Consider the following 21,488-nt stretch of genomic DNA (forward strand, 5'->3'; position numbering starts at 1 on the left):
CAACGCTCCTCCTGAGATGCAGGCGCAGATGAAGGCGCAGCTCGAGATGCAGAAGATGCAGGAGCTGGTGCAGCTCATCACCCAGATGATGAAGGCCATGCACGAGATGTCGATGAGCATCATCCGCAACATCGGCGGGTAGTTGATCGCCTGGCTGTAGGAAGCATGGACCGGCTTCGCGCGGGCTCTCTGGGCCGCAGCGCGAGGCCGGTTCTGCATTTCCGAGGGTGGGCTCGGGCTGCTTCCAAGGCTTTGACAGGGCGTGTTAACCTCCGCCGGCCCGCGGCAGTGCGGGCGCTCCGTCCTTTGTTGAGGTCCCCCGATCGATGGCGAATCCCGACAGCGGAACCACCGGGCCTGAGCTCCTCGAGAGGGCCATGGAGGGCTTCGAGCTCTACGAGCAGGGCGACTACGCCAGTGCCCGCGACATCTTCGAGGAGCTCAGCGAGAAGGATCCTGCGGAGGCCTATTACCGCACGGCGCTCGGGGCCATCTTCCTCGCGGAGGACGAGCTGGATGCGGCCCTGGAGAGCTTCAACCAGGCGCTGACGCTCAATGCCAAGGACTCGGCCGCGCTGGTGAACCGGGGCGAGGTGCACCTGCGGCTGGGCAACATCGTGGAGGCGGCCCAGGACTTTGCCCGGGCTGTGGATCTGGATCCGGAGAACAAGGATCCGCTCACCATGCGCGCGCGTCTGCTGGCGGCGGCGGCCCTCGAGACCGTCGAGGCTGCCCAGCGGAGCGCGCACTCCGAACCGTAGCCTTCTGGCGCTGGGAGGGCAGGCGCCTCGTGGGAACATGACCAGCTCGCATGGGCCAGGCGGGAAGTCCCCTCCGGGCCCCGTGAAGATCCACCGCTTCGAGAAGAAGCACGAGCCACGCCGTGGGGCCGCCGCGAGCCGTGAATACGAGGGTTCCGTCCACGAGCGCCCCACGCTCCCGGAGTTCTCGCTCAAGCCGAGGCAGGAGGGCGCCGCCGCCCCCGCCACGACGCCGAGGGAGCCGCCCCGTGCGAAGGAGCGCGGCTCTCCAGCTCGTGGCACGCCCGCTGTGCCCACGGCTGCCGTGGAGGGCTCGGAGGACTCCCCCCTGTCGGGGCTGATGGCAGAGCGCATGGCCACCGCGCGGAGCCTCTTCGCCCAGGGGCAGCTCACCCAGGCGCGTGGCATCCTGGAGAAGCTCGTGGCGCGGGGAGTGGCGGGGGCCGCCGCGCACTCCCTGCTTGGCACCATCTACATGGCGCAGGGCACCCTGGAGCGCGCGCTGGAGTGCTTCGAGGAGGCGCTCGCGCGGGATCCCGAGGATCTGTCCGTGCGGCTCCACCGGGGAGAGGTGCGGATGGAGAAGGGCGACCTGTTGCTCGCCCAGCAGGATCTGCAGCACGTGCTGGACATGGGCACGGCCGGCAGCCCGCTCGTCCAGCAGGCTCGGAGGCTGCTGCAGCAGATCGACGATCGGCGGAACCGCAGGCGTCGCTGACGCCGGGTTGCCTCAGTTGGCCGGGCCGAAGTAGCTCCAGGTGTTCTCGTTGTGGCCGATCATCAGGTACGTCTTCCCGTCATTGGGGTTCACCTCGAACTTCCAGAGGAAGGTCTTCACGAAGTCCTTGCGCTCCTGGTCCGTCATCGGCCGGTCGAAGTTGTTCTTGTCGATGCAGGTGTCCGAGGCCTTGTAGCGGCCCGTGACGGGGTAGATCGTCAGCGTGTTCGCCTCGAAGGTGGCGGTGCCGTCCGTCTCCGTCCAGGTCTCGATCAGGCAGTTGTAGTTGCGCCGGTTGATGTAGACCTGCTGCGTGTAGTGCCCATCCTTCTCGAAGGTCCAATAGACGGAGGTGCCACCGCCGCTGCCGTAGTACTGGCCCTGGCTGCCCCAGAAGTTGGTGAAGGAGACGACGCCGTACTTCCAGTCACCGACGAGCTCCTGCGGCGCTGGGCTGCGGGGGGTGACCTCCGTGCCGCCGCCGCCGCCACCGCCACCCCCGCCGCCGCCACCCCCGCCGCCGCCGTTGGAGTCGCAGCCGGCCAGCAGGGCGCAGCACGTCAGGGCGAGGGCCGCGGGCATGAGGGTCGAACGCATCCGCATGGTCTGTGCCTTTCAGTTGAAGAAGGACTCAGCGTGCAACCGCCCAGGCCTCCCAGTCATTCTAGCTTTGCAAGCAGGGGGGGAGAGGTCCACAGGATATCCACGGCTCTCCAGAAGGCCAGGGCTTGTCGAAATTCTACGAGTTTGAAAGGATAGGAATCTCAAGGCCTTGAGGGGAGGGAAGGGGCTCGAACCCCGTAATCTGATCGGGGGAGGCAACTTCCCACCCACCTGGGTCGATAATCTGTACGAACTTCATTTTCCAGGAGCGCGCGCGATGAGCATCAACAATGTCAATGGCCAGGTCGCTGGCGGCGTCAGGCAGGCCTCTGAGACCAGCACCTTCAAGGCGTCGGACGCGCTGACGGACGGCAAGTTTACGCTGGACTTCGAGGGCAACGAGATTGCCAAGTCGTACAAGTCCTTCATCACCAGCAAGGAGGCCGCTGGGCGTGTCGAGGGCAAGATGACGGAGTGGGTCAAGTCGCACCCTGGTGCCGACCAGAAGGCGTTCGACACCCAACTTCGGGACACGCTGAAGCAGGAGGCCATGATGCAGAACATCATGAAGAGCACCCTGCAGAAGATGATGAACGACATCGAGGCGAAGATGAAGGAGATGGCCTCCGACCGCTTCAGCTGATGAGCGAAGCCGGCGAGGGAACTGGAAGCGGTTCTCCCCGGTAGACTCGGCCGTCATCGCACGAAGTGACCGCGGCACCTCCCGGCGCAAGCCAGGAGGCGCCGCTTTTTCGTTTGGGCCCAGGTTGCTCATAGGTGAGAGGCCTGGTGAAGGCCGCAATCCCCGCCGTGGGGTGTGAGAGCACGCAACACCTGCGCGAGAACGCCGAGAATCCAGTACCTACGTTTTCGAGGGAAACGCTATGAGCCGAATCAACCAGCCGCCGCAGCCCATCATCCCGACCTTGGGTCGGACGGCCGAAGCGACGACGAGGACGGCGGTGGCCCCGCAGCCGCAGGCCAAGGCCAAGGCTCAGGATGGCTTCCAGACGGCGCAGGCTCCCGCGCGCATGGTGCTGAACCCCGAGGTGCAGGCCCGCGCTGCAGCCCCCGAGGTGCTCCCGCAGGGAAGGCAGGAGGCCGGCACGCCGTTGACGGACCAGCAGCTCAACGCGGCTGTGGACTATGCCTTCAACCTGCAGTTCAACGGCAAGCACCCCCCCAGCGCGGACGAGCGCGCCAAGTGGGTGTGGCGAGCGCGTGAGCTGGCCCAGAAGGATGGCCCGGATCTGCTGAAGGAGAAGCTCTTCACCGAGCTGAACAAGGCCGTGAAGGCGGGTGGCACCACCCCCGGGGCCGGGACGGATCCGAAGGCGCCGGTGACGGAGAAGCAGCTGAATGACGCGGTGGATGCGGCGTTCAAGCAGCAGTACAACGGCACGCGCACGCCTACCCCCGAGCTGCGCGACCAATGGAAGGCCGAGGCGAAGCGGATCGCCGAGCGGGATGGGACCACCGAGTTCCTGGGTGAGAAGGTATTCAGCGCCCTGAACAAGGCCGTCAAGGCTGGCCGGACCAGCCCGCTGCCCGACACGGATGGCAAGGCCCCGGTCACCGAGCAGCAGCTGAATGACGCGGTGGATGCGGCGTTCAAGCAGCAGTACAACGGCACGCGCACGCCCACCCCCGAGCTGCGCGACCAGTGGAAGGCCGAGGCGAAGCGGATCGCCGAGAAGGACGGGACCACCGACTTCCTGGGCGAGAAGGTGTTCAGCGCCCTGAGCAAGGCCGTCAAGGCTGGCCGGACCAGCCCGCTGCCCGAGACGGACGGCAAGGCTCCGGTCACCGAGCAGCAGCTCAACGAGGCGGTCGACTACGCGTTCAAGCAGCAGTACAACGGCACGCGGGTGCCCACCGACGATCTGCGCGCGCAGTGGAAGGCCGAGGCGAAGCGGATCGCCGAGGACAGCGGCACCACCGATTTCCTCAAGGAGAAGCTGTTCACCCACCTGAACCGCGCCGTGAGCGCCGGCCAGACCAGCCCGCTGGGCCAGACGGACGCGAAGGCGCCGGTGACGGACAAGCAGCTCGAGGATGCGGTGAATGCCGCCTTCAAGCAGCAGTTCAACGGCACGCACCCGCCCAGCGCCAACGAGATGAAGGCGTGGAAGGACGAGGCGCGGAAGATCGCCGAGGACAGCGGCACCACCGAGTTCCTCGCGGAGAAGGTGTTCAGCGCCCTGAACAAGGCCGCCAAGCAGTAGCCAGCCTCGCGCCCTCCAGCGCGCAGCCCAGGTGATCCGCCGCGCCGTGGCCCTCCTCGAGAGAGGGGGCCCTGGCGGCAGGCACGGTCACCTGGGCTTTCTCATGCTCAGCCCCTCGAGGGCTCGGTCTGCACCACCACCACGGGGCTGTCCCCGCACTGGACCAGGAGCGAGCCGTCCGGGTTGCGGCTCAGGACAGTCCCCGGTGGGTCCGACGGCAGCCCCGGGTGCGCGAGCTCCGGCAGGCGGGTGGTGAGGATCTGGATGCGCTGACCCTCCAGGGTGGCGAGCGCCACATAGGGGATGCCATCCCGCCAGGCGGACATGCGGCAGGCGCGCACGCGCAGGTGAACCGCGCGCGCTGGCTCGCTCCAGTCGATCTCCCGGTAGGCCTCCTCGAAGAGGCCCGCCTGACTGGCGCCCTCCTCGGACTGCAGCTCGCCCGTCTCGCCCCAGGCCACCCGGCTGAGCACCTCTGGCAGCAGCTGCGTGAACAGGATCATCAGCTTGTCGAGGATCCCATCCACCGTGTCGTGATCGGTGAGGGGCAGGGTGCCCTGTGCCAGGATCGGGCCAGTGTCGAACTGGGCCTCCATCCGGTGGAATGTCAATCCCACCTCGGGCTCGTCGTTGCGCAGCGCCCAGGCCAGCGGGTTGGGCCCCCGGAGCCGGGGCAGCAGCGCCGGGTGTACGTTGACGGCGCCTCGGGTTGGCACGGCGAGCGCCTCGGGGGGGACGCGCCAGGGATAGAAGAAGGTGAGGACAAGGTCCGGCTTCACGGACTCCAGCAGCGGCGCGAGGCGATTGCGCCGGTGGGCGACGAGGACGTCACACCCAGGGGGGGCCTCCTGGAGGAGCCGGTGCATCAAGGACCAGGCGTGGGGCGTCTTGGGCCGGGGGCCGTCCGGTCCGGCGGGCAGGACCAGGGCCACCAGCTCGTGGCCTTTGGCGCGCAGCAGCTCTGCCACGGAGGGCACCACGCTGGGGGCGACGGTGAGCAGCGCTACACGCCAGCCATCATAGCGGACAGGCGAGCTGCCGGGGGAGGGGGGCTCAGGCACCATCTCCCTACTCCTACCACTGCCAGCGGGGGCTTCCCAGGGCAGGGGGACTTGGGCCCGGAGCCCAGCGCGGTCTAGGATACCCCCCGCCGATGGCATCCAATCCGAACAGCTTCCTCTCCAAATACTCCGACATCGTCCTCGCGCTCGTCGTGGTGTGCATCGTGGCGATGATGATCGTCCCGCTGCCCACCCACCTGCTGGACGTGCTGCTGACGTTCAACATCAGCATCTCGGTGGTGCTGCTGCTCATCTCGCTCTACGTGCCAGGGGCACTTCAGCTGTCGGTGTTCCCGACGCTGCTGCTGATCACCACGATGTTCCGGCTGTCGCTGACCATCTCCACCACGCGCCTCATCCTGCTGACGGGTGACCCGGGCGAGGTGGTGGTCGCGTTCGGCAAGTTCGTGGTCCAGGGCAACTTCGTCGTCGGCGCCATCATCTTCGTCATCCTCACGGTGGTGAACTTCATCGTGATCTCCAAGGGCTCCGAGCGTGTGGCCGAGGTGGCCGCTCGCTTCACCCTGGACGCCATGCCCGGCAAGCAGATGTCCATCGACGCGGACCTGCGCGCCGGCTCCATGGACATGGAGGAGGGCAAGAAGAAGCGCCGCGACCTGGAGCGCGAGAGCCAGCTGTTCGGCGCCATGGACGGCGCCATGAAGTTCGTCAAGGGCGACGCCATCGCCTCCATCATCATCACCGTCATCAACATCGTCGGTGGCCTCATCATCGGCGTGATGCAGAAGGGCATGGAGGTGGGCGCGGCCGCGCAGAAGTACGCGCTGCTCACCATCGGTGACGGTCTGGTGGGCATGATCCCCGCCATCCTCATCTCCACCTGCGCCGGCATCATCGTGACGCGCGTGGGCGGCGAGGAGGAGGGCAACCACCTGGGCAAGGACGTGGGCACGCAGCTCACCGCCTACCCGAAGGCCATCGCCATCGCCGCCGGCATGCTCCTCGTGATGGCGGCCATCCCCGGTCTGCCTGGCATTCCCTTCTCGCTGATGGGAGCCGCGGCGGGCTTCGGCGCGTGGAAGATGCTGAAGAAGCAGTCGGCGGACGCGGTGGCGGAGGATGCGGGCCCCGGCATGGCGCCCCCCGAGACGGAGAACGGTACGCCCTCGGCCTCCGAGCCCGCGCCCAAGGAGCCCATCAACCCGGACTCGGAGCTCTTCGTCCCCGTCGTCACCCCCATTGTGCTGGAGGTGAGCGACGCGCTGGTGCCCTTCGTGGACTCGCGGCAGGACAACGGGAAGTTCCTCTTCGAGCTCATCCCCTTCATGCGCGACGGCCTCTTCGTGGAGCTCGGCGTTCGCTTCCCGGGCGTGCGCGCCCGCGGCAACTCGAGCCTCCCGCCTGGCGCCTACCAGATCCAGCTCAACGAGGTGCCCGTCGTCACCGGCCAGGCCACCATCGGCCACGTGCTGGTGAACGACACGGTGGACCGGCTGAAGCTGATGAACGTCCAGGGCTTCGAGGCCATCAACCCGGCCACGCGCCAGCCCGCGGCCTGGGTGCCCGAGCAGCACAAGGAGACGCTCGAGGCGGCGGGGCTCACCACCTGGGACGTGCCCGGCTACATCATCCTCCACCTGGCCGCCATCCTGCGCCGCAACTCGCGCGACTTCGTCGGCGTCCAGGAGGTCCAGACGATGCTGGACCAGCTGGAGAAGGCCTTCCCGGCCATCGTCAAGGAAGTCGTCCCGAAGGTCGTCAACGTCCTCAAGCTCACGGATATCCTCCAGCGGCTCGTGGAGGAGGAGATCTCCGTGCGTGACTTGCGCGGCATCCTCCAGTCCCTGGCCGAGTACGGGCAGGTGGAGGCCGACAACGTCATGCTCACCGAGCATGTGCGCGCCTCGCTGCGGCGCTACATCTCCCACAAGTACGCGCGCGGCACCGGCACCCTGGTGGTGTACCTGCTGGATCCGCAGATCGAGGAGGCCATCCGCGGCTCCATCAAGCGCACCTCGGCGGGCACGCACCTGGCGCTGGAGCCGGAGCTGGCGCAGGAGATCGTCCAGGCCGTCAAGAGCGAGTGCGGCCACCTGCCGCCCAGCGCGCAGCGCCCCGTGATCCTCACGGCGATGGACATCCGGCGCTACGTGCGCAAGCTGCTGGAGTACGAGTTCAACCCTCCGTTCTCCGTGCTCAGCTACCAGGAGCTCGCGCCGGACCTCAACATCCAGCCCGTGGCGCGCATCTCCACGCGGTAGGTCTCCGGGACGCGTCGGGAGGGTGTGAGGGCCGCCCTGGCGCTCAGGCGTTGGCCCTCGCGGCGCAGCCCTGGGCGGAGCGAGGCCCGCTCAGCGGCGCTGGTACAGCGCGGCGAGCGCCGAGCCCCAGTCCGTGCGCATCTTCATCATGCGCAGGAAGCCCAGCTCCGGGGTGTCGAAGGTATGGCCGACGAACACCACCCGGGCGCCGGGCCGCAGCTCCGCGAGCTTCATCGCCAGGCCGTGGATCACCTCGTGCGGGTAGCAGGTGCCGTGGGCGAACACCACGTCGGCCTCGGACAGGTCCGCCTGCAGGAAGTCCCCGTCGATGAACTCGATCTGGCGCTGCTGGTGATCCGCAGGGAGCTGGGGGCGCACCTGCGCGTCGAACTGGCCGAGCACCTGGCGGGCCGCATCCCCCAGCCCTGGCAGCAGTTCGATGCCCACCGAGCGGCGGAAGGGAAAGGCGAGGGCCGCCAGCAGCGTGGCCTTCCCCGTGCCGGAGCCCAGGTCGTAGAACACCTCGCCCTCGCGCGGAGTGACGGCGCTCAGCACCTCGTAGAAGGCCTGGGGGACGATCTCTCCATACGTGGTGGAGGCGTCCAGCTTGCCCGTGCGCTTCTTCTCGCTCTGGGCGATCTCGTAGGCGGGGACGCTGGAGTAGAGGCGGTCGAAGATTTCGGTGGCGCGTGCGATCTCCATGCAGCCATCCTAACAGGTCGTCAGGAGAGCGAGAGGCCCGTCAAGCGCCAGCCAGCACCGCGATGATCAGGCCGATGGCGAACAGGGCAAAGACGCCCATCAGCACCAGCGGCACCATCTTCTGCTTGTCGAACCCACCGAACGAGCCTGCGCCGCTCTCGACGGGCATCTCCGGAAGGGAGGGCCGCATGGGCGGCGGAGCCGGTGGCTCCTCGACAGGGGCTGGCTCCGGCTCCGGCGGGGGCGGCTCCTCCTTGGGGAGCTCCTCCTTGGGAGGATCCGCTTTGAGGGGTTCCTCCTTGGCCTCCTGCTCCTTGGGATCGGGCTTGGCTCGCCGGGTGCCGACGCGGCCGGCGGGGATGCTCTGCGTGTGCTCGTCGTCGTCGTCACCGCCCTCGTCGTCGGCGGAGTCCGGGATCTCCACGGAGGGCTCGGGCAGATCCGTGGGATCCACGTAGAGCAGGCGGATGTTGCCCACCTCGAGCTCGTCGCTGTCCTTGAGCGTCTTCCGGTTGATCTTCTTCTTGTTGACCTTGATACCGTTGCGGCTGCCCAGGTCCTCCACGTGCGTGCCGGCCCAGTCGCGGCGGATCTTCACGTGGCGCCGGGAGACGAGATCGTCCTTGAAGATGATGTCCGCCGTCTCGTCTCGCCCGATGACGAACTCCTGGGCGTCGCTGATCTCGATGCGCTCGCTCTCGCGGGGGCCGTTCATGACGCGGAAGTAGGGCCCCTCGCCGCTCTTGATGCCACGCACCGCGTCCTTCACCAGGCTGCGGGCGACGAAGGACGTCCTGTCCGAGCGCCCACCCCCGTCCACCGGCAGGTCCGCCACGTGGGTGAACGTCACGTCGAACTGGGCAATGGCGATGATGTCCCCGTTGCGCAGGCGGTGCTTCTCGCCCTTGGGCAGGGGCTTGCCGTTGATCTGGGTGCCATAGGCGCTGCCCAGATCCTCCAGGAAGTAGAGGCTGCCCTCCTGGGAGATCCGCGCATGGTTGCGAGAGACGGCCTGCTGGGCCAGCACCACCTGGCACGCCTTGTCGCGGCCAAGGGTGATGACCGCCTCGTCGAGGACGTGCTCGAGGGGCTTGGCGGAACTGCCAGCCTCGCTGCGTTGCGTGACGGTCAGCCGGACGCTCATCGCGCGGGGATCAATGCAAGAGGGTGAGAGTCAAAAACCAGAGGGGCGGAAGCGAGAGGTCAGAAGGTGTCGTTGGCGAGGTACTTCTCGCACGTTTCTATCTCAGAGGGGAATTCGTCGGCGGTCCCGTATTTAAGGAAGTTCTTGCACGCTATGATGGCGGCGTCCCGCTTCTTGGCCTCCGCGTAGATCTTGTAGAGGCCGAAGTGGCAGGGGGCAAACTTCCCATCCAGCCGCACGCACTTCTTGTAGGTGCGCTCCTCCTGATCCACCAGCCCCTGCTCCGACTGCTGCTTGGCCAGCATGTAGAGGGACTCGGGGGTGTTCTCCGCCGTGCGCGTGTCCTTCATCTCCTTCATGGCCGAGTCGGTGAGGGCCGCCTTGCGCTGGGCGATGGCCAGGTTGTTGAGGCACTGGGGGTTCTTCTGGTCCAGGGTGACGCAGGTGGCGAAGGCGTCCTTGGCCTCGGCGAAGCGGCTGAGCTCCATGAGGGTGGCGCCGTAGTCGTGCCAGAAGGTGGCCACGTCCGGGGAGAGCTGCACGGCCCTGCCAATGTCCTCGGCGGCCTGCTCGAACTTGCCCTGGCCATAGGCGAGGATGCCCAGGTTGTGGTGGGCGTCCGCGATGTTGGGGTTCACCGCGATGATGGTGCGGAACTCCTTCTTGGCTTCCTCCGCCTTCTCCATCTTCAGGTACGTGAGGCCCAGGTTGAAGCGGGCCTCGAGGTAGTCCGGGTTGACCTTGAGGGCGCGCTGGAAGTTGTCGTGCGCCTTCCCGTAGGAGCCCTCCTGCAGGTAGATGTAGCCGAGGTTCTGGTAGGCCTGGGCCTGCTCGTTGTTGTAGCGCAGCGCCTTGATGAAGAAGTCCTTGGCCTTGTCCGTGTCGCCCTGCTTGAGGCGGATGAGGCCCTTGTTCACCCACAGGTCCGCGTACGTGGGGGAGAACTCCAGGCCCAGGTCGCAGTAGACCTCCGCGCGCTCCAGGTCATTGACGCCCAGCTGCTGCACGCACAGCTCGTTGTTGAGCAGCGCGCGCTCATGCACGGGGGGCGCGGAGAGACAGGCAAGGGTGGTGAGCAAGGGGAGGGCGTAGAGGGCACGGGGCAGACACATGGCGGCGCGAGTGTAGGAGAGGAAGTGTGGGACGATCAACGCCCCCCTGATGCAAAATCCAAGCTGTTTTCCATGGGTTACGTCGGTAGAGTCTGGACCACCATGCGTACGCTCCTCTGTGCCCTTGGTCTTGCCGCGGCCCTGCTCAGTGCCGCTCCCGCGCAGGCCCAGTTCGCCAACCGAAGCCTGGGCCTGTCCCTGGGCTATATGGACTTCAAACGCACCGCCGGCCTGGAAGGCGGCTTCTTCGTGGGGTTCGACGGCAGCTACTACATCGAGAGTGGCTTCGATCTGGTGTCGCTGACGAAGCTCTCCTTCCCGAGGGATCCCGGTACGGGCAAGCGGGTGGTGGCCCTGGCCCCGTCCGTGGGCATCCGCTACCTCTTCATGGAGGAGTCATTCCGGCCCTATGCAGGCACAGACATCAGCTACCTGCTGGTGTTCCGCGAGGGCAGTACCGGGCAGTACGTGGGGTTGGGTCCCAACCTGGGCTTCGACTTCTTCGTCACCGACACGGTGAGCCTGGGGCTGAGAGGGCAGTACAACTTCTACTTCACCCTCAACGAAGAGACGCAGTATTCGCTCACGGCGTCCGTGGGTGCCGCAGCGTACTTCTGACGGGTGGGCCATTGCTGGTAGCGTCCCTGCGGGTCCGCCTGCGGGGAGTGCTATTGCCATGCGCCGTGTCTCCATCTTCGTCCTCTGCACCGCCTTCCTTGCCCTCACGCTGTCCACCGGCTGTGGCGGCGGTGGGGAGGAGGGCCCGCCCGACTCCGGGACACCCTATGTGCCGCCGGTCCCCGACGCGGGTCCGCCGGACGCCGGCCCGAAGCCGGATGCGGGGCCCCTGGATCTGGCCCCCCCCGTCGTGCTGAGCCACTCGCCCGAGGCCAACGCCACGGGGGTGCCGCCCGAGAGCTTCATCGAGGTGAACTTCAGCGAGGCGATGCAGACCAGCCGGGGCACGCTGCAGATCATCCCGGGCGACGGGCTGCCGAACAATGGGTTGCTCGTCGCGCGCCCGGAGTACTGGGACGTCACGCGGCGCACGGTGAGGTTCTCCTTCCCGCTGGGGCTCCCGCTCCGGGCGTTCCTGACGGTCAACCTCGCCAACTTCGCGGACGTGGCCGGCAACGTCACACAGGGCTTTCGCACCTTCGCCTTCACGGTGAGCGACGGGGTGGCGCCCAGCGTGTCGTCCACCTCGCCCTCCGAGGGCGCCAGCAGCGTGCCCCTTTCCACCTCCGAGATCGTCATCAACTTCAACCAGCCCATGGACACCAGCGTGGGGACGCTGGTGCCCGGGGGTGGCCTCAGCCTGGGGACGCCGTCCTGGACGGGCAACCAGGCCCTGAGAGCGCCCATCACCAGCACGCTCGTCAACAACGGCCTCTACTCCGTGCGGCTGGAGAACTTCCGCAACATCAACGTGAAGGCGATGGATGGGGCGCCCTACCTGGGGGACGGCAAGCTGGACTTCGGCACCGGCCCGGACACCATCGCCCCCACGGTGCGCGAGGCGAGCCCGGTGGAGGGGGCCACCAACCAACAGTACGAGAGCACCCGGTTCGTCGTGTTCACCTTCAGCGAGCCCATGGACACGAACCTGGGCATGGCCGAGCTGGTGGATGGGAGCACGCGCACGCCGCTCGCGACGAGCTTCTCCGGGGACGGGTTCACCGTCACCTGTGACGCGCAGTTCAAGCTGCGTCCCGGCGCGACGCTGCGCGTGGAGCTCACGGGCTTCAAGGATCGGGCGGGCAACGCCCTGGTGACGACTCCATTCCTGGGCAGCAACGGAGCGCTCGACTTCACCATGGCGCCGGACACCGTCAAGCCCTACGTCACCCAGACCAACGTCCCCGAGGGCGCGACCGATGTCTACCCCGTGGAGGTCTTCTCCTCCGCCGGCAATCCGGGCTATCGCAAGGTGTTCACCTTCCGGTTCAGCGAGCCGATGGATCCCTCCGTCACGCTCGTCACCCTGCACGACGCGCAGCTCCCCAGCTCGTTCCGCAACCTCGCCGGCGTGTGGTCCCCGGACCGGTTGACGATGACCCTCACCATCTCGCCGCCCTCCTCGGGGCTGCCCCCGATCGAGGCGGACAAGCTCCAGTACCTGGAGCTGAACCGCCTGAAGGATGCCACGGGCAACCTGCTGGACACGACGATCCCGCCCCTGGGCGATGGCAGGCTCAACTTCCGGACGCTCCTCAACCAGAGGGAGCTCAACCATGCCTGCGAGCACGCCGAGACGCAGGGGCCCCTGCTCGTCACCGCGACGTCCAGTGTGACCGCCGGTACGCCACGCAGCGATGTGCTCCACGGGCTCTACGAGCTGACGCTGCCGGGCAGCGGCAACACCTTCTCGGGCTATACCCGGGCGCAGCTCATCACGAACCAGACCCAGCCGATCTTCATGAACGGAGCCCCGGAGCTGACGGTCACCGACCCGGCATCTCCCCAGACGGGCATTGGCGTCACCCTGCTGCCCGTGCCCCCGGCCTGCCCCTCCATCACCCACGAGGCCCGGTTCGGCACGGTCGCCTCTCCGCTGAACCTGAGGTTCAGCCACGGGCAGCAGAGGCTGCGCATCGTCCTGGAGGACACCTACTGACGGAAGCCCTGGCCGCTCAGGCGCCGGGCCTTCGCGCTCGGTGGGGGCACGAGGGCCGCGGCCACCAGCAGCGTCCACTTCTCGTCCGAGAGGTGGGCGGGCTTCTCCATGGCCAGCGCCTCCTGCAGCCGGGTGCTCAGGGCCGCGAAGAGCTGGAGCCGGGCCTCCATGCGCAGCTCCTCGCGGCGCAGGGCGGCCGAGAGGATGACGTCCCGCTCCTCGGTGGAGAGCTTCTTCACCCGGGAGACGAAGAGGGGATCTGCCAGCAGGCCCTCCTCACCGGTGGTCCCCAGCGCGGAGGGCGCCTTCAGGCGGCGCTCTCGTACGACGATGGTGCCCGCCAGCATGTCCCCCAGCCGCTGGTGTGAGCCCGAGACGAGCGCGGCGGCGCCTCCCACCAGGTACATCATCGGGAGCCGGTCCACCGGGCGGGCCAGGTTGCGCAGCGCCGCGTGGTAGAAGCCGATGCGCACGCCGCTCTCCTGGATGACCCGCAGGGACATGACGCGCTTGCCCACCGTCTGCCCGCTCCACACCGTCTCCAGGCAGATGCCGTAGCCCCAGTCCACCAGGAAGTAGACGACGACGAAGAGCGCGCTGGCGAAGCCGGGCATGGCCGCCAGCGCGAAGCCCAGGAGGAACATCACCAGCCCCGCGCCCACCAGGACGATCAGGGCGTCTAGCAGCCAGGCAAGGAAGCGCGAGTAGAGGCCCGCAAGGGTGAAGCGGAACTCTACGTACTCGGGCGTGAGGACGGTGTGGCTGCCGTCGAGGATCGTGTCGGGGGCGGAACTCACGGCCCCAGTCTAGGCCAGAGTGCCCTGCGAGCGGGCGAGCATGGTTCTCCAGAAAATCAGCGGGGTAGGATAGGCTGCGTCTCTCGACACCGTGGCCGACACCGAGCCTTCCTGGGGCCAGCGCCTGTGGCCCGCGGCGACCTTCCAGTTCGCCCTCATCGCCGGCGTGACGCAGCTGAAGACAGCTGCCAACGCGCTGGTCTTGTCACGCTTTGAGTCCCAGGCGCTCCCGTACCTCTACCTGGCCGGAGCGCTGCTGACGGCTGCCCTCACCGTGCTGCCTCGCCCGCGCCCGGACGCTCCCACCGAGTCCCCCGGCGTGCTCACCGTCATGGCCTCCGTCATCACCCTGGGGCTGGCGGTCGGCGTGTACGCGGGCCAGCGCCTCCCGGCCCTGGCGCTCTACCTCTTCGTGGATGCCTTCACCACCTTCGTCTCCCTGCGCTTCTGGGGGCGGATGTCCGCGGCCTTCGACGCGCGCGAGGCCCGGCGCGCCTTCACCGCGCTCAACGGCTTCGGCATGGGCGGCGGCATCGTCGGCGGGTTGCTCGTGCAGGCCATGGCCGTGCGGCTCGGCACTCCCGTGGTGGTGGCCAGCGGGGCCGTGGGGCTGCTCGTCGCGGGCCTCGTCTTCCGCTACCACACCGGCGCCGTGGCCATGCCCGCGCGCTCCCGGCACGCCGCCATGACGGCCGAGCCCTGGATCTACTTCTTCCAGAGCCCCTATGCCCAGGTGCTGGGCGCGCTGGGCGTCGCCTTCGCCGTGCTGTCCTCCTTCGTGGACTACCTGTTCCGCCTGCGCGTGGAGGGCACGCTCAGCGAGGATGGGCTGGCGGCCCTCTTCGGCTCGCTGCAGCTGTGGATCGGCCTGTTCTGCGTCGGCTTCCAGCTCCTGGTGGCCCAGCGGCTCCTGGAGAAGCTCGGGCTGCTGCGCTACCTGGCGCTGGTGCCCCTGGTGCTCGGGCCGCTGGCCGTGGCCACGCTCGTCACGCCCGCGCTGTGGCCGGTCCACCTGCTGCGGCTGGTGGAGACGGCGGTGAGCTACTCCATCCTCCCGGTGGGCATCCAGCTGCTCTACGCCGCCGTGCCGGATGAGCAGCGCGAGTCGATGCGCGCCGCGGTGGACGGCCTGCTCCGCAAGGGCGGCGTGGTGCTGGCCGGCGTGCTGCTCATCGGCGCGGGCAGGGCGGCCACTGGCGCCACCATGGCGGTGGCGGTGCTCGGGCTGTGTGCGGCGCTGGGCGTGCTGCTCTTCCGGCTCAAGCCCGCGTACGTGGAGGCGCTCGAGGAGCGGGTGGGCGCTCCCGTCGAGGAAGAAGTCCAGGTGGGCAACGAGACGCAGAAGCTGCTCGTGGACTCGCTGGGGGCGGAGACGCCGGAGCGCGTGCTGCGCGCGGTGGAGTTCATGGCGCAGGCCGAGGTGCCCCTGCGGCCCCACCTGCCCGCGCTGCTGAGCCACCCGAATGAGCGCGTGGTGGAGCGGGGCGTGGAGCTGGCGCTGAAGCTGGAGGCCTACGAGACGGCGCCCACCCTGGAGCGGCTCGTGGAGTCCGGGCCGCGCCGCCCCCGGGATCAGGCGGTGTGGGCCCTGGCGCGCCTGTCCCCGGATCGCGCCGAGCGGCTGCTGCCAGCGCTGCTGGAGAGCGCGGACATTGGCCTGCGGTGTGCGGCCATTGGCGCGCTGGTGCACACGCAGGGCCACAGCGCCGCCCTGGCCTCCTTGAGTGCGCTGCTGGCCCGAAGCGCCCAGGCCGCCGTGTCCGAGCGGCGGGAGGTGGCGAAGCTGCTCGGGCGGCTGAAGGATTCGCGGTTCGTCCAGCCGCTGGCGCACTACCTCGCCGACGCGGATCTCTCCGTGCGGAAGGTCGCCATCGAAGCGGCGGGTGTGGGCGAGTATCTGGAGCTGGCGCCCCGGCTGCTGATCTTCCTCACCTGGCGCGAGGAGCGACGGGCGGCGCGCAACGCGCTGGCCCGGTTGGGCGATCGGGTGATGCCCCTGCTGGAGGTGACGCTCAACAACCGCGCGGCCCCGCCGGCCCAGCGGCTCCAGCTGACGCGCGTCATGCGCCTCATCGGCACGTCTGATGCGCTCCACGCGTTCCTCTTCTCCAACGTGCGCGACGACGCCTTCCTGCAGTTCCGCATCGGCGCGGAGATGTCCCGCCTGCGCGACGAGCACCCGGAGTACTCGGTGGATCGGGAGCGGGTGCGAGAGGCCATCGGCCGGCGGCGCGAGACGTACCACGAGCTGGTGGGGGCCTTTCGGGATCTGCGCGTAGCGCTGGGGAACAGCTCGCTGCTCACCCGCGCGGTGGGGGATCGGCTGGATCAATCCCTGGAGCTGACCTTCTTCCTGCTGGGGCTGCTCTACACGCCCCAGACGATGCGGCGCGTGCACCAGCACCTGGTGGGCAAGGAGTCTCGCCGCAAGGCCTACGCCCTGGAGCTGATGGACGCCGTCGTGGCCGAGGAGGATCGCGAGCTGGTGATGGAGCAGATCGAGGCCCACCACCGCGAGCTACCGCCCGGTGCGCTGGGGCGGCTGGAGGCGCAGCTGGAAGGGCTCCTCCAGAGTGAGGACGTGGTGCTGCGCGCCTGCGCCCGCCACGTGGCACAGCGCCTGAGCACCCTGGTCGTGCCACCCCTGCAGGAGAACGACATGAGTGAGGCGACCGTACAGAAGATGTTCGCGCTGGAGGGCGTCAGCGTCTTCTCCCAGAGCGATGTGGATGACATCGCCGCGGTGGCGGCGGTGGCCCGTGAGGTCCGCTTCCGCGCGGGCGAGCGCATCTACAGCCAGGGCGATCCAGGAGACGCGCTCTACGTCATCGTCGAGGGCATGGTGGACCACTTCCGCGACGGCGAGCACGTGCTGCGCAGCCAGGCCAAGGAGACCTTCGGGGACGTGAGCCTGCTGGATGGTGCGCCACGCCCCACCGATGTGGCCGCCGTGGAGGACACGCGAGTGCTCGTCATCGACCGGCGCGACTTCCTCGATCTGCTCGCCGACCGCCCGGAGCTGCTCACCGGCTTCTTCCGCGCGGTGAGCTTGCAGCTTCGCGCCCTCATCGATCTGCCCACGAGCCGCCAGAGTGGAGAGCTGCTCGAGGTGGGCCCCACCGAGAACGGCCCCCCGCTCACGGGAGAGGTCCCCCTCGACAAGTCGTGAGCGGCGAGGCCTCGCGTGGCACGGTCCTCACGCCGCGGTGGCGGAGGAGGCCGCGGGAGGGGGCGCGGGCGGATCGAGGGGCTTCGAGGGGGCTGAGGGCTGCGCAGCGCTGTGGGCGACGAGCAAGTGGGCTGCGGCCACGGGGATGACCGGGCGCAGGAAGCACTTCACCAGTGGGAGCATCGACAGCACCCGCGTGAGCGCCAGCCCCGCGAAGACCCAGGGTTGTTTCTCCGTCGCGGCCGCGGGCGGGTAGACGGAGCGGGTCCGGTTGGCCCAGAACAGGCCGTAGCGCTGGAGGAACCTCCAGCGGAACCCCGGGACCTGGGTGGTGAGCCGGTTCCAGCCTCGCAGGAACCAGGGCTCGCCCGCGTCGCTGTTCTTCCAGGCGTGAGCGCTCTTGGCGGTGGTGAACACCACGACCCAGTAGGCGCTCCAGGCAGGGATCAGCACGGCGAGCAGCTCGTTCCGGATGGGCAGCGCAGCCGTGAGGGCGTAGAGGAGGGGCAGCCCCGCCAGGAAGACCACGAAGCCTCGGATGCGGCGCGAGAGCTTCTTGCGCATCCACTGCAGGTCGACCCGGACTCGCGGGGTGAGCTGCTCGTCCTCCGGCTCGAGCGCGGTGAGGAGGCTGGCGTCTCGGGAGATGGCGTCGTGGTAGTCGCGCGAGAGGGCGATGACCACCCACTGGACGATCTGCATGAGGCCGAACAGCGCCAGCAAAAGCTGGAGCTGCTTGTCGATGAGGCCCAGCAGACCTGGGGTCCCTCCCTGGGCCTCCGAGACCTCACCGGGTGGGAGCGGCCCTTCAGGAGCGGGCTTCTCCTCCACGCCGCTCGCCGAACGGATCTCATACGCGAGCTCCTCTGCCGCGAGCTTCACCTCCAGCTTGAAGCGCTCACGCTCCTCCTTCTCTGGGGAGGCTGCCTTCTGGGAGTCCGTGTGCTCCCCGCGCCTGGCCCGCTCCTCGGCCCCCTCCGAGCCCTGGCTGCCCGAGCGATAGATGCCGACGGTGAGCGCGATGATCACCAGCGATTGGATGAAGCCCACCCGCAGGTAGCGCCGCCGCGCCGCCGGGTCCGCCCAGAGCGCCCGGATCAAGTGGAACGGCAGGGACATCCCGTGAAAGAACTGCCGAACTGGCCGCCCAGCAGGGGGAACATCCCACCGCTCCGGCTGAGTGGTGCCTTGGTGCACATCACCCCACACATTGCGAGCCAGGTCGGCGGCGAGCCTCGTGGGGCCCCTTCGCTCTTCGGACGCATGCCCCTGGCGCGAGGCGTCCTGTCCGTTCTGCTCCGACACGCCCAGGAAGGTAACACAGGCGCGGAGTCACGCTCTGAGCCTGTCTGCCCCCCTGGGAATGTGCTAGAGGCGCGCCCGTGAGCCCGATCTCCTACCAAGACTTCTCCCGTCGTGAGTCTTCCTCTCTCGCTCCTCGCGGCCCTCGTGCCGTGAGGACCCTGCCTGCAGCCCTGGCGATCATGCTCCTGGCGAGCCTGGCTGCCTGTGGTGACAAGGGCGGCACTGGCGCCCAGCAGCCTCCGGCCACGGACAAGGCCGCGCAGCCCGCCACGGGCGCAGCCGCACCCGCCAAGCCGGCCGAGCCCGTGGTGGTGACGCTGCTGATCACCGGCGGCCTGAGCGGCCAGCTCCTCCCCGTCACCGAGGGCGACCAGCCCAAGCCCGGCGCCGCCGAGGTCCTCGGCCGCTGGGTGGCCGAGGAGAAGCACTGTCCGGGCGCCGTGAAGGCGGATGGCCGGGCGGAGTGCGCGGATGCGGCCACCCTGCTGGTGGCCACGGGCGACCACTGGAGCGGCCCGGCGATCTCGTCCTTCTTCCTGGGCGAGCCCACCGCGGCGGTGATGGCGCGCATGGGCTACGCGGCCTCGGCGCTCGGCAACCACGAGCTGGACTTCGGGCGCGAGCAGTTCCTCAAGAACGCGGGCATCGGCCAGTTCCCGTTCCTGGCGGCCAACCTGAAGGTGAAGGATCCCGCGCTGGCCAAGGGCATGGACGTGCCGGCGTTCAAGGTGTTCGACCGGAAGGGCCTCAAGGTGGGCGTGGTGGGGTTGACCTCGCCCAAGACGGTGACGGCCGCGATGGCGGGCCGCGCCGAGGGCCTGGATCTCGTGGGCACCGAGGAGGCGCTCGCGAGCGCCATTCCCGAGGCCCGCAAGGCCGGCGCCGACGTGGTGGTGGTGGTGGCGGACATGTGCCCCACCGAGCTGCAGCCCACGCTGGAGAAGCACGCGGACTGGAAGCTGGCCCTGGTGGTCGGCAGCCGCTGCCCGGCCCAGATCAACACCAAGGTGGGGGACACACAGGTCATCTCCCTGGGGCGCGGGCTGGAGAACTACCTGCGCGCGCGCATCACCTTCGACCCGTCGAAGCCGGCGGGGGAGAAGGTCTCTGGCATCGACGCGGAGCTGGTGAGCGCGGCGGGCGGGGCGACTCCGGACCCCGAGACGGTAAAGGCGATCGCCGAGGCGAAGATGCAGCTGGACGCGAAGCTCGGCGAGCAGATCGGCTTCACCAAGAAGGGGATCAAGCAGGGCTCGCCGGAGATGGCGCGCTGGGTGGCGGGCGCGATGCGCTCGGGGACGGGCGCCGACGCGGCGGTGCTCAACAAGAAGGGCGTCCGCCAGGAGCTTCCCGCGGGGCCGATCACCATCGGCAGCGTGTACTCCGTGCTGCCCTTCGAGAACTCGCTGATGCTCGTGAAGGTGAAGGGCGCGGATCTGGTGAACCAGCTCTCCAACCCGGAGGCGCTCATCTCCGGCTTCACCGCCGCGGGCAAGGGCAAGTTCAAGGACGCCAAGGGCAAGCCGCTGGATCCCAAGAAGGACTACACGGTGGCCACCATCGAGTACCTCTACTTCGGCGGCGACGGCTTCGAGTTCGAGAAGCTCGATCCGGAGCCGAAGGAGACGGGCATGGCCTGGCAGACGCCGGTCATCGAGTGGACCCGGACCCAGAAGTCCACCGCGGCCAAGCCGCTCGAGAAGGCGCTGCCCAAGTAGCCCGGACGCGCTCCCGGTGAGCTGAAGAGAAGAGGGGCGGGACCCGAGCTGGGACCCGCCCCTTTTTCACGCCCGGAGCAGGCCCGTCAGAAGGCGCTGCCGTTGGCTCGCTCGCCGGGCGAGGCGCTGAGCGACGACAGGGAGGTGTGGAGCACGAAGGTTCCGGTGGCGCTGGCATCGGGGCTGCGGTTCATCGACACCCCGTCCGTGCCCGAGAGCGAGCTGGTGTAGCTGAAGGAGTTGATCGTCGTCGAGCCGTTCTTCACCGCGACGGTAGCGCTGGAGTTGAGCAGGCTGAGGCCACCGGTGGAGGCCGTGACGGCGTTGGGTGTGCCTCCGGGGATGCCCGAGGCGCCAGCGAACACGACGATGGCCTTGCCGGCGCCCAGCGTGGTGCCCGTGGCGAAGGTGTGGCGTACCGTGCCGCCGACGGTGATCTTCCACCCTCCGATGTTGATGGACGTGCCTCCCACGTTCACCACCTCCACGAACTCTCCGGCGGTAGAGGAGCCGGGCTCGTTGGCGAGGATCTCGTTGAGGATGACCGTCGCCGGGCTGGAGGAGGTGATGGTGAAGACGCCATCGCTGGTATCCACGGGGGTGCCATTCAGGGCATCCGAGGCCCGCACGCGGGCCTGGGTGGAGGCCGTGTTGGGCAGCACCCACGAGTAGCTTCCCGTGGAGGCGGCCACGCTGCTGGCGATGACCGTCCACGCGGTGCCGTTGTTGAGCGTGTACTCGAGCTTCACGTTGGACACATTGGAGGACGCCCAGGTGATGGCTCGGCTGTTGCCACCGCTCCAGCTCTCCCCTCCATTGGGCGAGGTGACGGCGAGGCTGCGGACCGGCGAGGCCGTGGTGGCAGAGGCGGTGTTGCTCACCGGGGACGCATTGCCCGCGGCGTCGGTGGCCGTCACCCGGTACCAATAGGGAGTGCCCCCGGAGAGCCCGAGGTTGGAGAAGCCCGGGGTGGAGGCGGTGCCCGCGAGCGAGAAGGTGCTGCCGTTGGTGCTGCGGTAGACGTTGTAGCCCGTCACCCCTACGTTGTCCGTGGAGGCGGTCCAGGACAGGTCGATCTCCGTGGCGGAGACTGCAGTGGCCACCAACGAGCCCGGCGCGGTGGGCGGCTGGGTGTCGGCGGTGCTGCCCTTGGAGGCATAGACGACGGAGGTGGTGCCCTGGGTCACGGTGAAGCTGGAGCCGGTGGCGCTGGTGAGTTGGATGTGACCGACCTTGCGCTGGGTGGCGGGATCCTCGGTCTGCCACACCTCGGAGCCCACGTTCGCAAGCCGGGCCAGGCACTCTGAAGTCGGGTGGCCGTAGGTATTGTCGAT

17 protein-coding genes are annotated in these 21,488 nt (G+C 68.5%); 9 read left to right on the forward strand and 8 right to left on the reverse strand.

Annotation, left to right across the window (positions count from 1 at the left end):
- Window positions 1-326 precede the first annotated feature (326 nt).
- Window positions 327-761 carry a tetratricopeptide repeat protein gene (locus VD972_RS29450; RefSeq protein WP_324992088.1) on the forward strand — a complete coding sequence of 145 codons (435 nt, stop codon included), beginning with the start codon at window positions 327-329 and terminating at the stop codon, window positions 759-761.
- 37 nt (window positions 762-798) lie between these two features.
- The gene (locus VD972_RS29455) at window positions 799-1,479 is read left to right on the forward strand and encodes a tetratricopeptide repeat protein (RefSeq protein WP_324992089.1); all 681 of its coding nucleotides are present in this window, start codon (window positions 799-801) and stop codon (window positions 1,477-1,479) included.
- A gap of 12 nt (window positions 1,480-1,491) precedes the next feature.
- On the opposite strand, the gene VD972_RS29460 is transcribed toward VD972_RS29455, so the two are convergent.
- Complete coding sequence (locus VD972_RS29460; RefSeq protein ID WP_324992090.1) at window positions 1,492-2,076, reverse strand: hypothetical protein; 585 nt, start codon at window positions 2,074-2,076, stop codon at window positions 1,492-1,494.
- Between the two features lie 283 nt (window positions 2,077-2,359).
- On the opposite strand from VD972_RS29460, the gene VD972_RS29465 reads away from it, so the two are divergent.
- Together VD972_RS29465 and VD972_RS29470 are read left to right on the forward strand one after the other, a co-directional pair.
- Window positions 2,360-2,725 (forward strand): hypothetical protein, encoded by a 366-nt coding sequence (locus tag VD972_RS29465; protein ID WP_324992091.1) that lies wholly within the window; start codon window positions 2,360-2,362, stop codon window positions 2,723-2,725.
- A gap of 241 nt (window positions 2,726-2,966) precedes the next feature.
- Window positions 2,967-4,307, forward strand: coding sequence for a hypothetical protein (locus VD972_RS29470; RefSeq protein ID WP_324992092.1), 1,341 nt, complete (start codon window positions 2,967-2,969; stop codon window positions 4,305-4,307).
- A 107-nt stretch (window positions 4,308-4,414) separates the two neighbouring features.
- Here VD972_RS29470 and VD972_RS29475 read toward each other — a convergent pair whose 3' ends face one another.
- A complete protein-coding gene (locus VD972_RS29475) occupies window positions 4,415-5,371 on the reverse strand; it encodes a methionyl-tRNA formyltransferase (RefSeq protein WP_324992093.1) in 957 nt (318 codons plus the stop codon).
- 89 nt (window positions 5,372-5,460) lie between these two features.
- Between VD972_RS29475 and sctV the strand changes: the two genes are divergently transcribed.
- On the forward strand, window positions 5,461-7,590 hold the full coding sequence (gene sctV / locus VD972_RS29480) for a type III secretion system export apparatus subunit SctV (protein WP_324992094.1): 2,130 nt from the start codon (window positions 5,461-5,463) through the stop codon (window positions 7,588-7,590).
- 90 nt (window positions 7,591-7,680) lie between these two features.
- Here the strand turns inward: sctV and VD972_RS29485 are convergent, their stop codons facing one another.
- The 3 genes from VD972_RS29485 to VD972_RS29495 are packed head-to-tail and all read right to left on the reverse strand — an operon-like array spanning window position 7,681 to window position 10,587.
- The gene (locus tag VD972_RS29485; RefSeq protein WP_324992095.1) at window positions 7,681-8,292 is read right to left on the reverse strand and encodes an SAM-dependent methyltransferase; all 612 of its coding nucleotides are present in this window, start codon (window positions 8,290-8,292) and stop codon (window positions 7,681-7,683) included.
- A gap of 40 nt (window positions 8,293-8,332) precedes the next feature.
- Window positions 8,333-9,436 (reverse strand): FHA domain-containing protein, encoded by a 1,104-nt coding sequence (locus VD972_RS29490; protein ID WP_324992096.1) that lies wholly within the window; start codon window positions 9,434-9,436, stop codon window positions 8,333-8,335.
- Window positions 9,437-9,495: 59 nt separating this feature from the next.
- Window positions 9,496-10,587 carry a tetratricopeptide repeat protein gene (locus tag VD972_RS29495; protein WP_324992097.1) on the reverse strand — a complete coding sequence of 364 codons (1,092 nt, stop codon included), beginning with the start codon at window positions 10,585-10,587 and terminating at the stop codon, window positions 9,496-9,498.
- A 63-nt stretch (window positions 10,588-10,650) separates the two neighbouring features.
- Here VD972_RS29495 and VD972_RS29500 point away from each other — a divergent pair, with 63 nt between their 5' ends.
- Window positions 10,651-11,166, forward strand: a complete 516-nt coding sequence (locus VD972_RS29500) for an outer membrane beta-barrel protein (RefSeq protein ID WP_324992098.1) — start codon at window positions 10,651-10,653, stop codon at window positions 11,164-11,166.
- Window positions 11,167-11,224: 58 nt separating this feature from the next.
- On the forward strand, window positions 11,225-13,165 hold the full coding sequence (locus VD972_RS29505) for an Ig-like domain-containing protein (RefSeq protein ID WP_324992099.1): 1,941 nt from the start codon (window positions 11,225-11,227) through the stop codon (window positions 13,163-13,165).
- Here VD972_RS29505 and VD972_RS29510 read toward each other — a convergent pair.
- Window positions 13,159-13,962 carry an RDD family protein gene (locus tag VD972_RS29510; protein WP_324992100.1) on the reverse strand — a complete coding sequence of 268 codons (804 nt, stop codon included), beginning with the start codon at window positions 13,960-13,962 and terminating at the stop codon, window positions 13,159-13,161. The two genes, VD972_RS29505 and VD972_RS29510, sit on opposite strands and share 7 nt — an antisense overlap.
- A gap of 91 nt (window positions 13,963-14,053) precedes the next feature.
- Here VD972_RS29510 and VD972_RS29515 point away from each other — a divergent pair, with 91 nt between their 5' ends.
- Window positions 14,054-17,131 carry a cyclic nucleotide-binding domain-containing protein gene (locus VD972_RS29515; RefSeq protein ID WP_324992101.1) on the forward strand — a complete coding sequence of 1,026 codons (3,078 nt, stop codon included), beginning with the start codon at window positions 14,054-14,056 and terminating at the stop codon, window positions 17,129-17,131.
- A 27-nt stretch (window positions 17,132-17,158) separates the two neighbouring features.
- Here VD972_RS29515 and VD972_RS29520 read toward each other — a convergent pair whose 3' ends face one another.
- On the reverse strand, window positions 17,159-18,250 hold the full coding sequence (locus VD972_RS29520; RefSeq protein WP_324992102.1) for a hypothetical protein: 1,092 nt from the start codon (window positions 18,248-18,250) through the stop codon (window positions 17,159-17,161).
- Between the two features lie 263 nt (window positions 18,251-18,513).
- On the opposite strand from VD972_RS29520, the gene VD972_RS29525 reads away from it, so the two are divergent.
- Window positions 18,514-20,154: a bifunctional metallophosphatase/5'-nucleotidase gene (locus tag VD972_RS29525; RefSeq protein ID WP_324992103.1), complete on the forward strand. Its 1,641-nt coding sequence runs from the start codon at window positions 18,514-18,516 to the stop codon at window positions 20,152-20,154.
- 86 nt (window positions 20,155-20,240) lie between these two features.
- Here the strand turns inward: VD972_RS29525 and VD972_RS29530 are convergent.
- Window positions 20,241-21,488: lamin tail domain-containing protein (locus VD972_RS29530; RefSeq protein WP_324992104.1), on the reverse strand; the 1,248-nt coding region annotated here is incomplete at its 5' end.

Source organism: Hyalangium sp. (assembly GCF_035629615.1).
GTDB lineage: Bacteria > Myxococcota > Myxococcia > Myxococcales > Myxococcaceae > Hyalangium.

What these genes read in the sequence shown, in the direction of transcription:
- VD972_RS29450 (WP_324992088.1), top strand. Translation starts at nt 327, where the DNA reads ATGGCGAATCCCGACAGCGGAACCACCGGGCCTGAGCTCCTCGAGAGG.
- VD972_RS29455 (WP_324992089.1), top strand. Translation starts at nt 799, where the DNA reads ATGACCAGCTCGCATGGGCCAGGCGGGAAGTCCCCTCCGGGCCCCGTG.
- VD972_RS29460 (WP_324992090.1), bottom strand. Translation starts at nt 2,076, where the DNA reads ATGCGTTCGACCCTCATGCCCGCGGCCCTCGCCCTGACGTGCTGCGCC.
- VD972_RS29465 (WP_324992091.1), top strand. Translation starts at nt 2,360, where the DNA reads ATGAGCATCAACAATGTCAATGGCCAGGTCGCTGGCGGCGTCAGGCAG.
- VD972_RS29470 (WP_324992092.1), top strand. Translation starts at nt 2,967, where the DNA reads ATGAGCCGAATCAACCAGCCGCCGCAGCCCATCATCCCGACCTTGGGT.
- VD972_RS29475 (WP_324992093.1), bottom strand. Translation starts at nt 5,371, where the DNA reads ATGGTGCCTGAGCCCCCCTCCCCCGGCAGCTCGCCTGTCCGCTATGAT.
- sctV (WP_324992094.1), top strand. Translation starts at nt 5,461, where the DNA reads ATGGCATCCAATCCGAACAGCTTCCTCTCCAAATACTCCGACATCGTC.
- VD972_RS29485 (WP_324992095.1), bottom strand. Translation starts at nt 8,292, where the DNA reads ATGGAGATCGCACGCGCCACCGAAATCTTCGACCGCCTCTACTCCAGC.
- VD972_RS29490 (WP_324992096.1), bottom strand. Translation starts at nt 9,436, where the DNA reads ATGAGCGTCCGGCTGACCGTCACGCAACGCAGCGAGGCTGGCAGTTCC.
- VD972_RS29500 (WP_324992098.1), top strand. Translation starts at nt 10,651, where the DNA reads ATGCGTACGCTCCTCTGTGCCCTTGGTCTTGCCGCGGCCCTGCTCAGT.
- VD972_RS29505 (WP_324992099.1), top strand. Translation starts at nt 11,225, where the DNA reads ATGCGCCGTGTCTCCATCTTCGTCCTCTGCACCGCCTTCCTTGCCCTC.
- VD972_RS29520 (WP_324992102.1), bottom strand. Translation starts at nt 18,250, where the DNA reads ATGTCCCTGCCGTTCCACTTGATCCGGGCGCTCTGGGCGGACCCGGCG.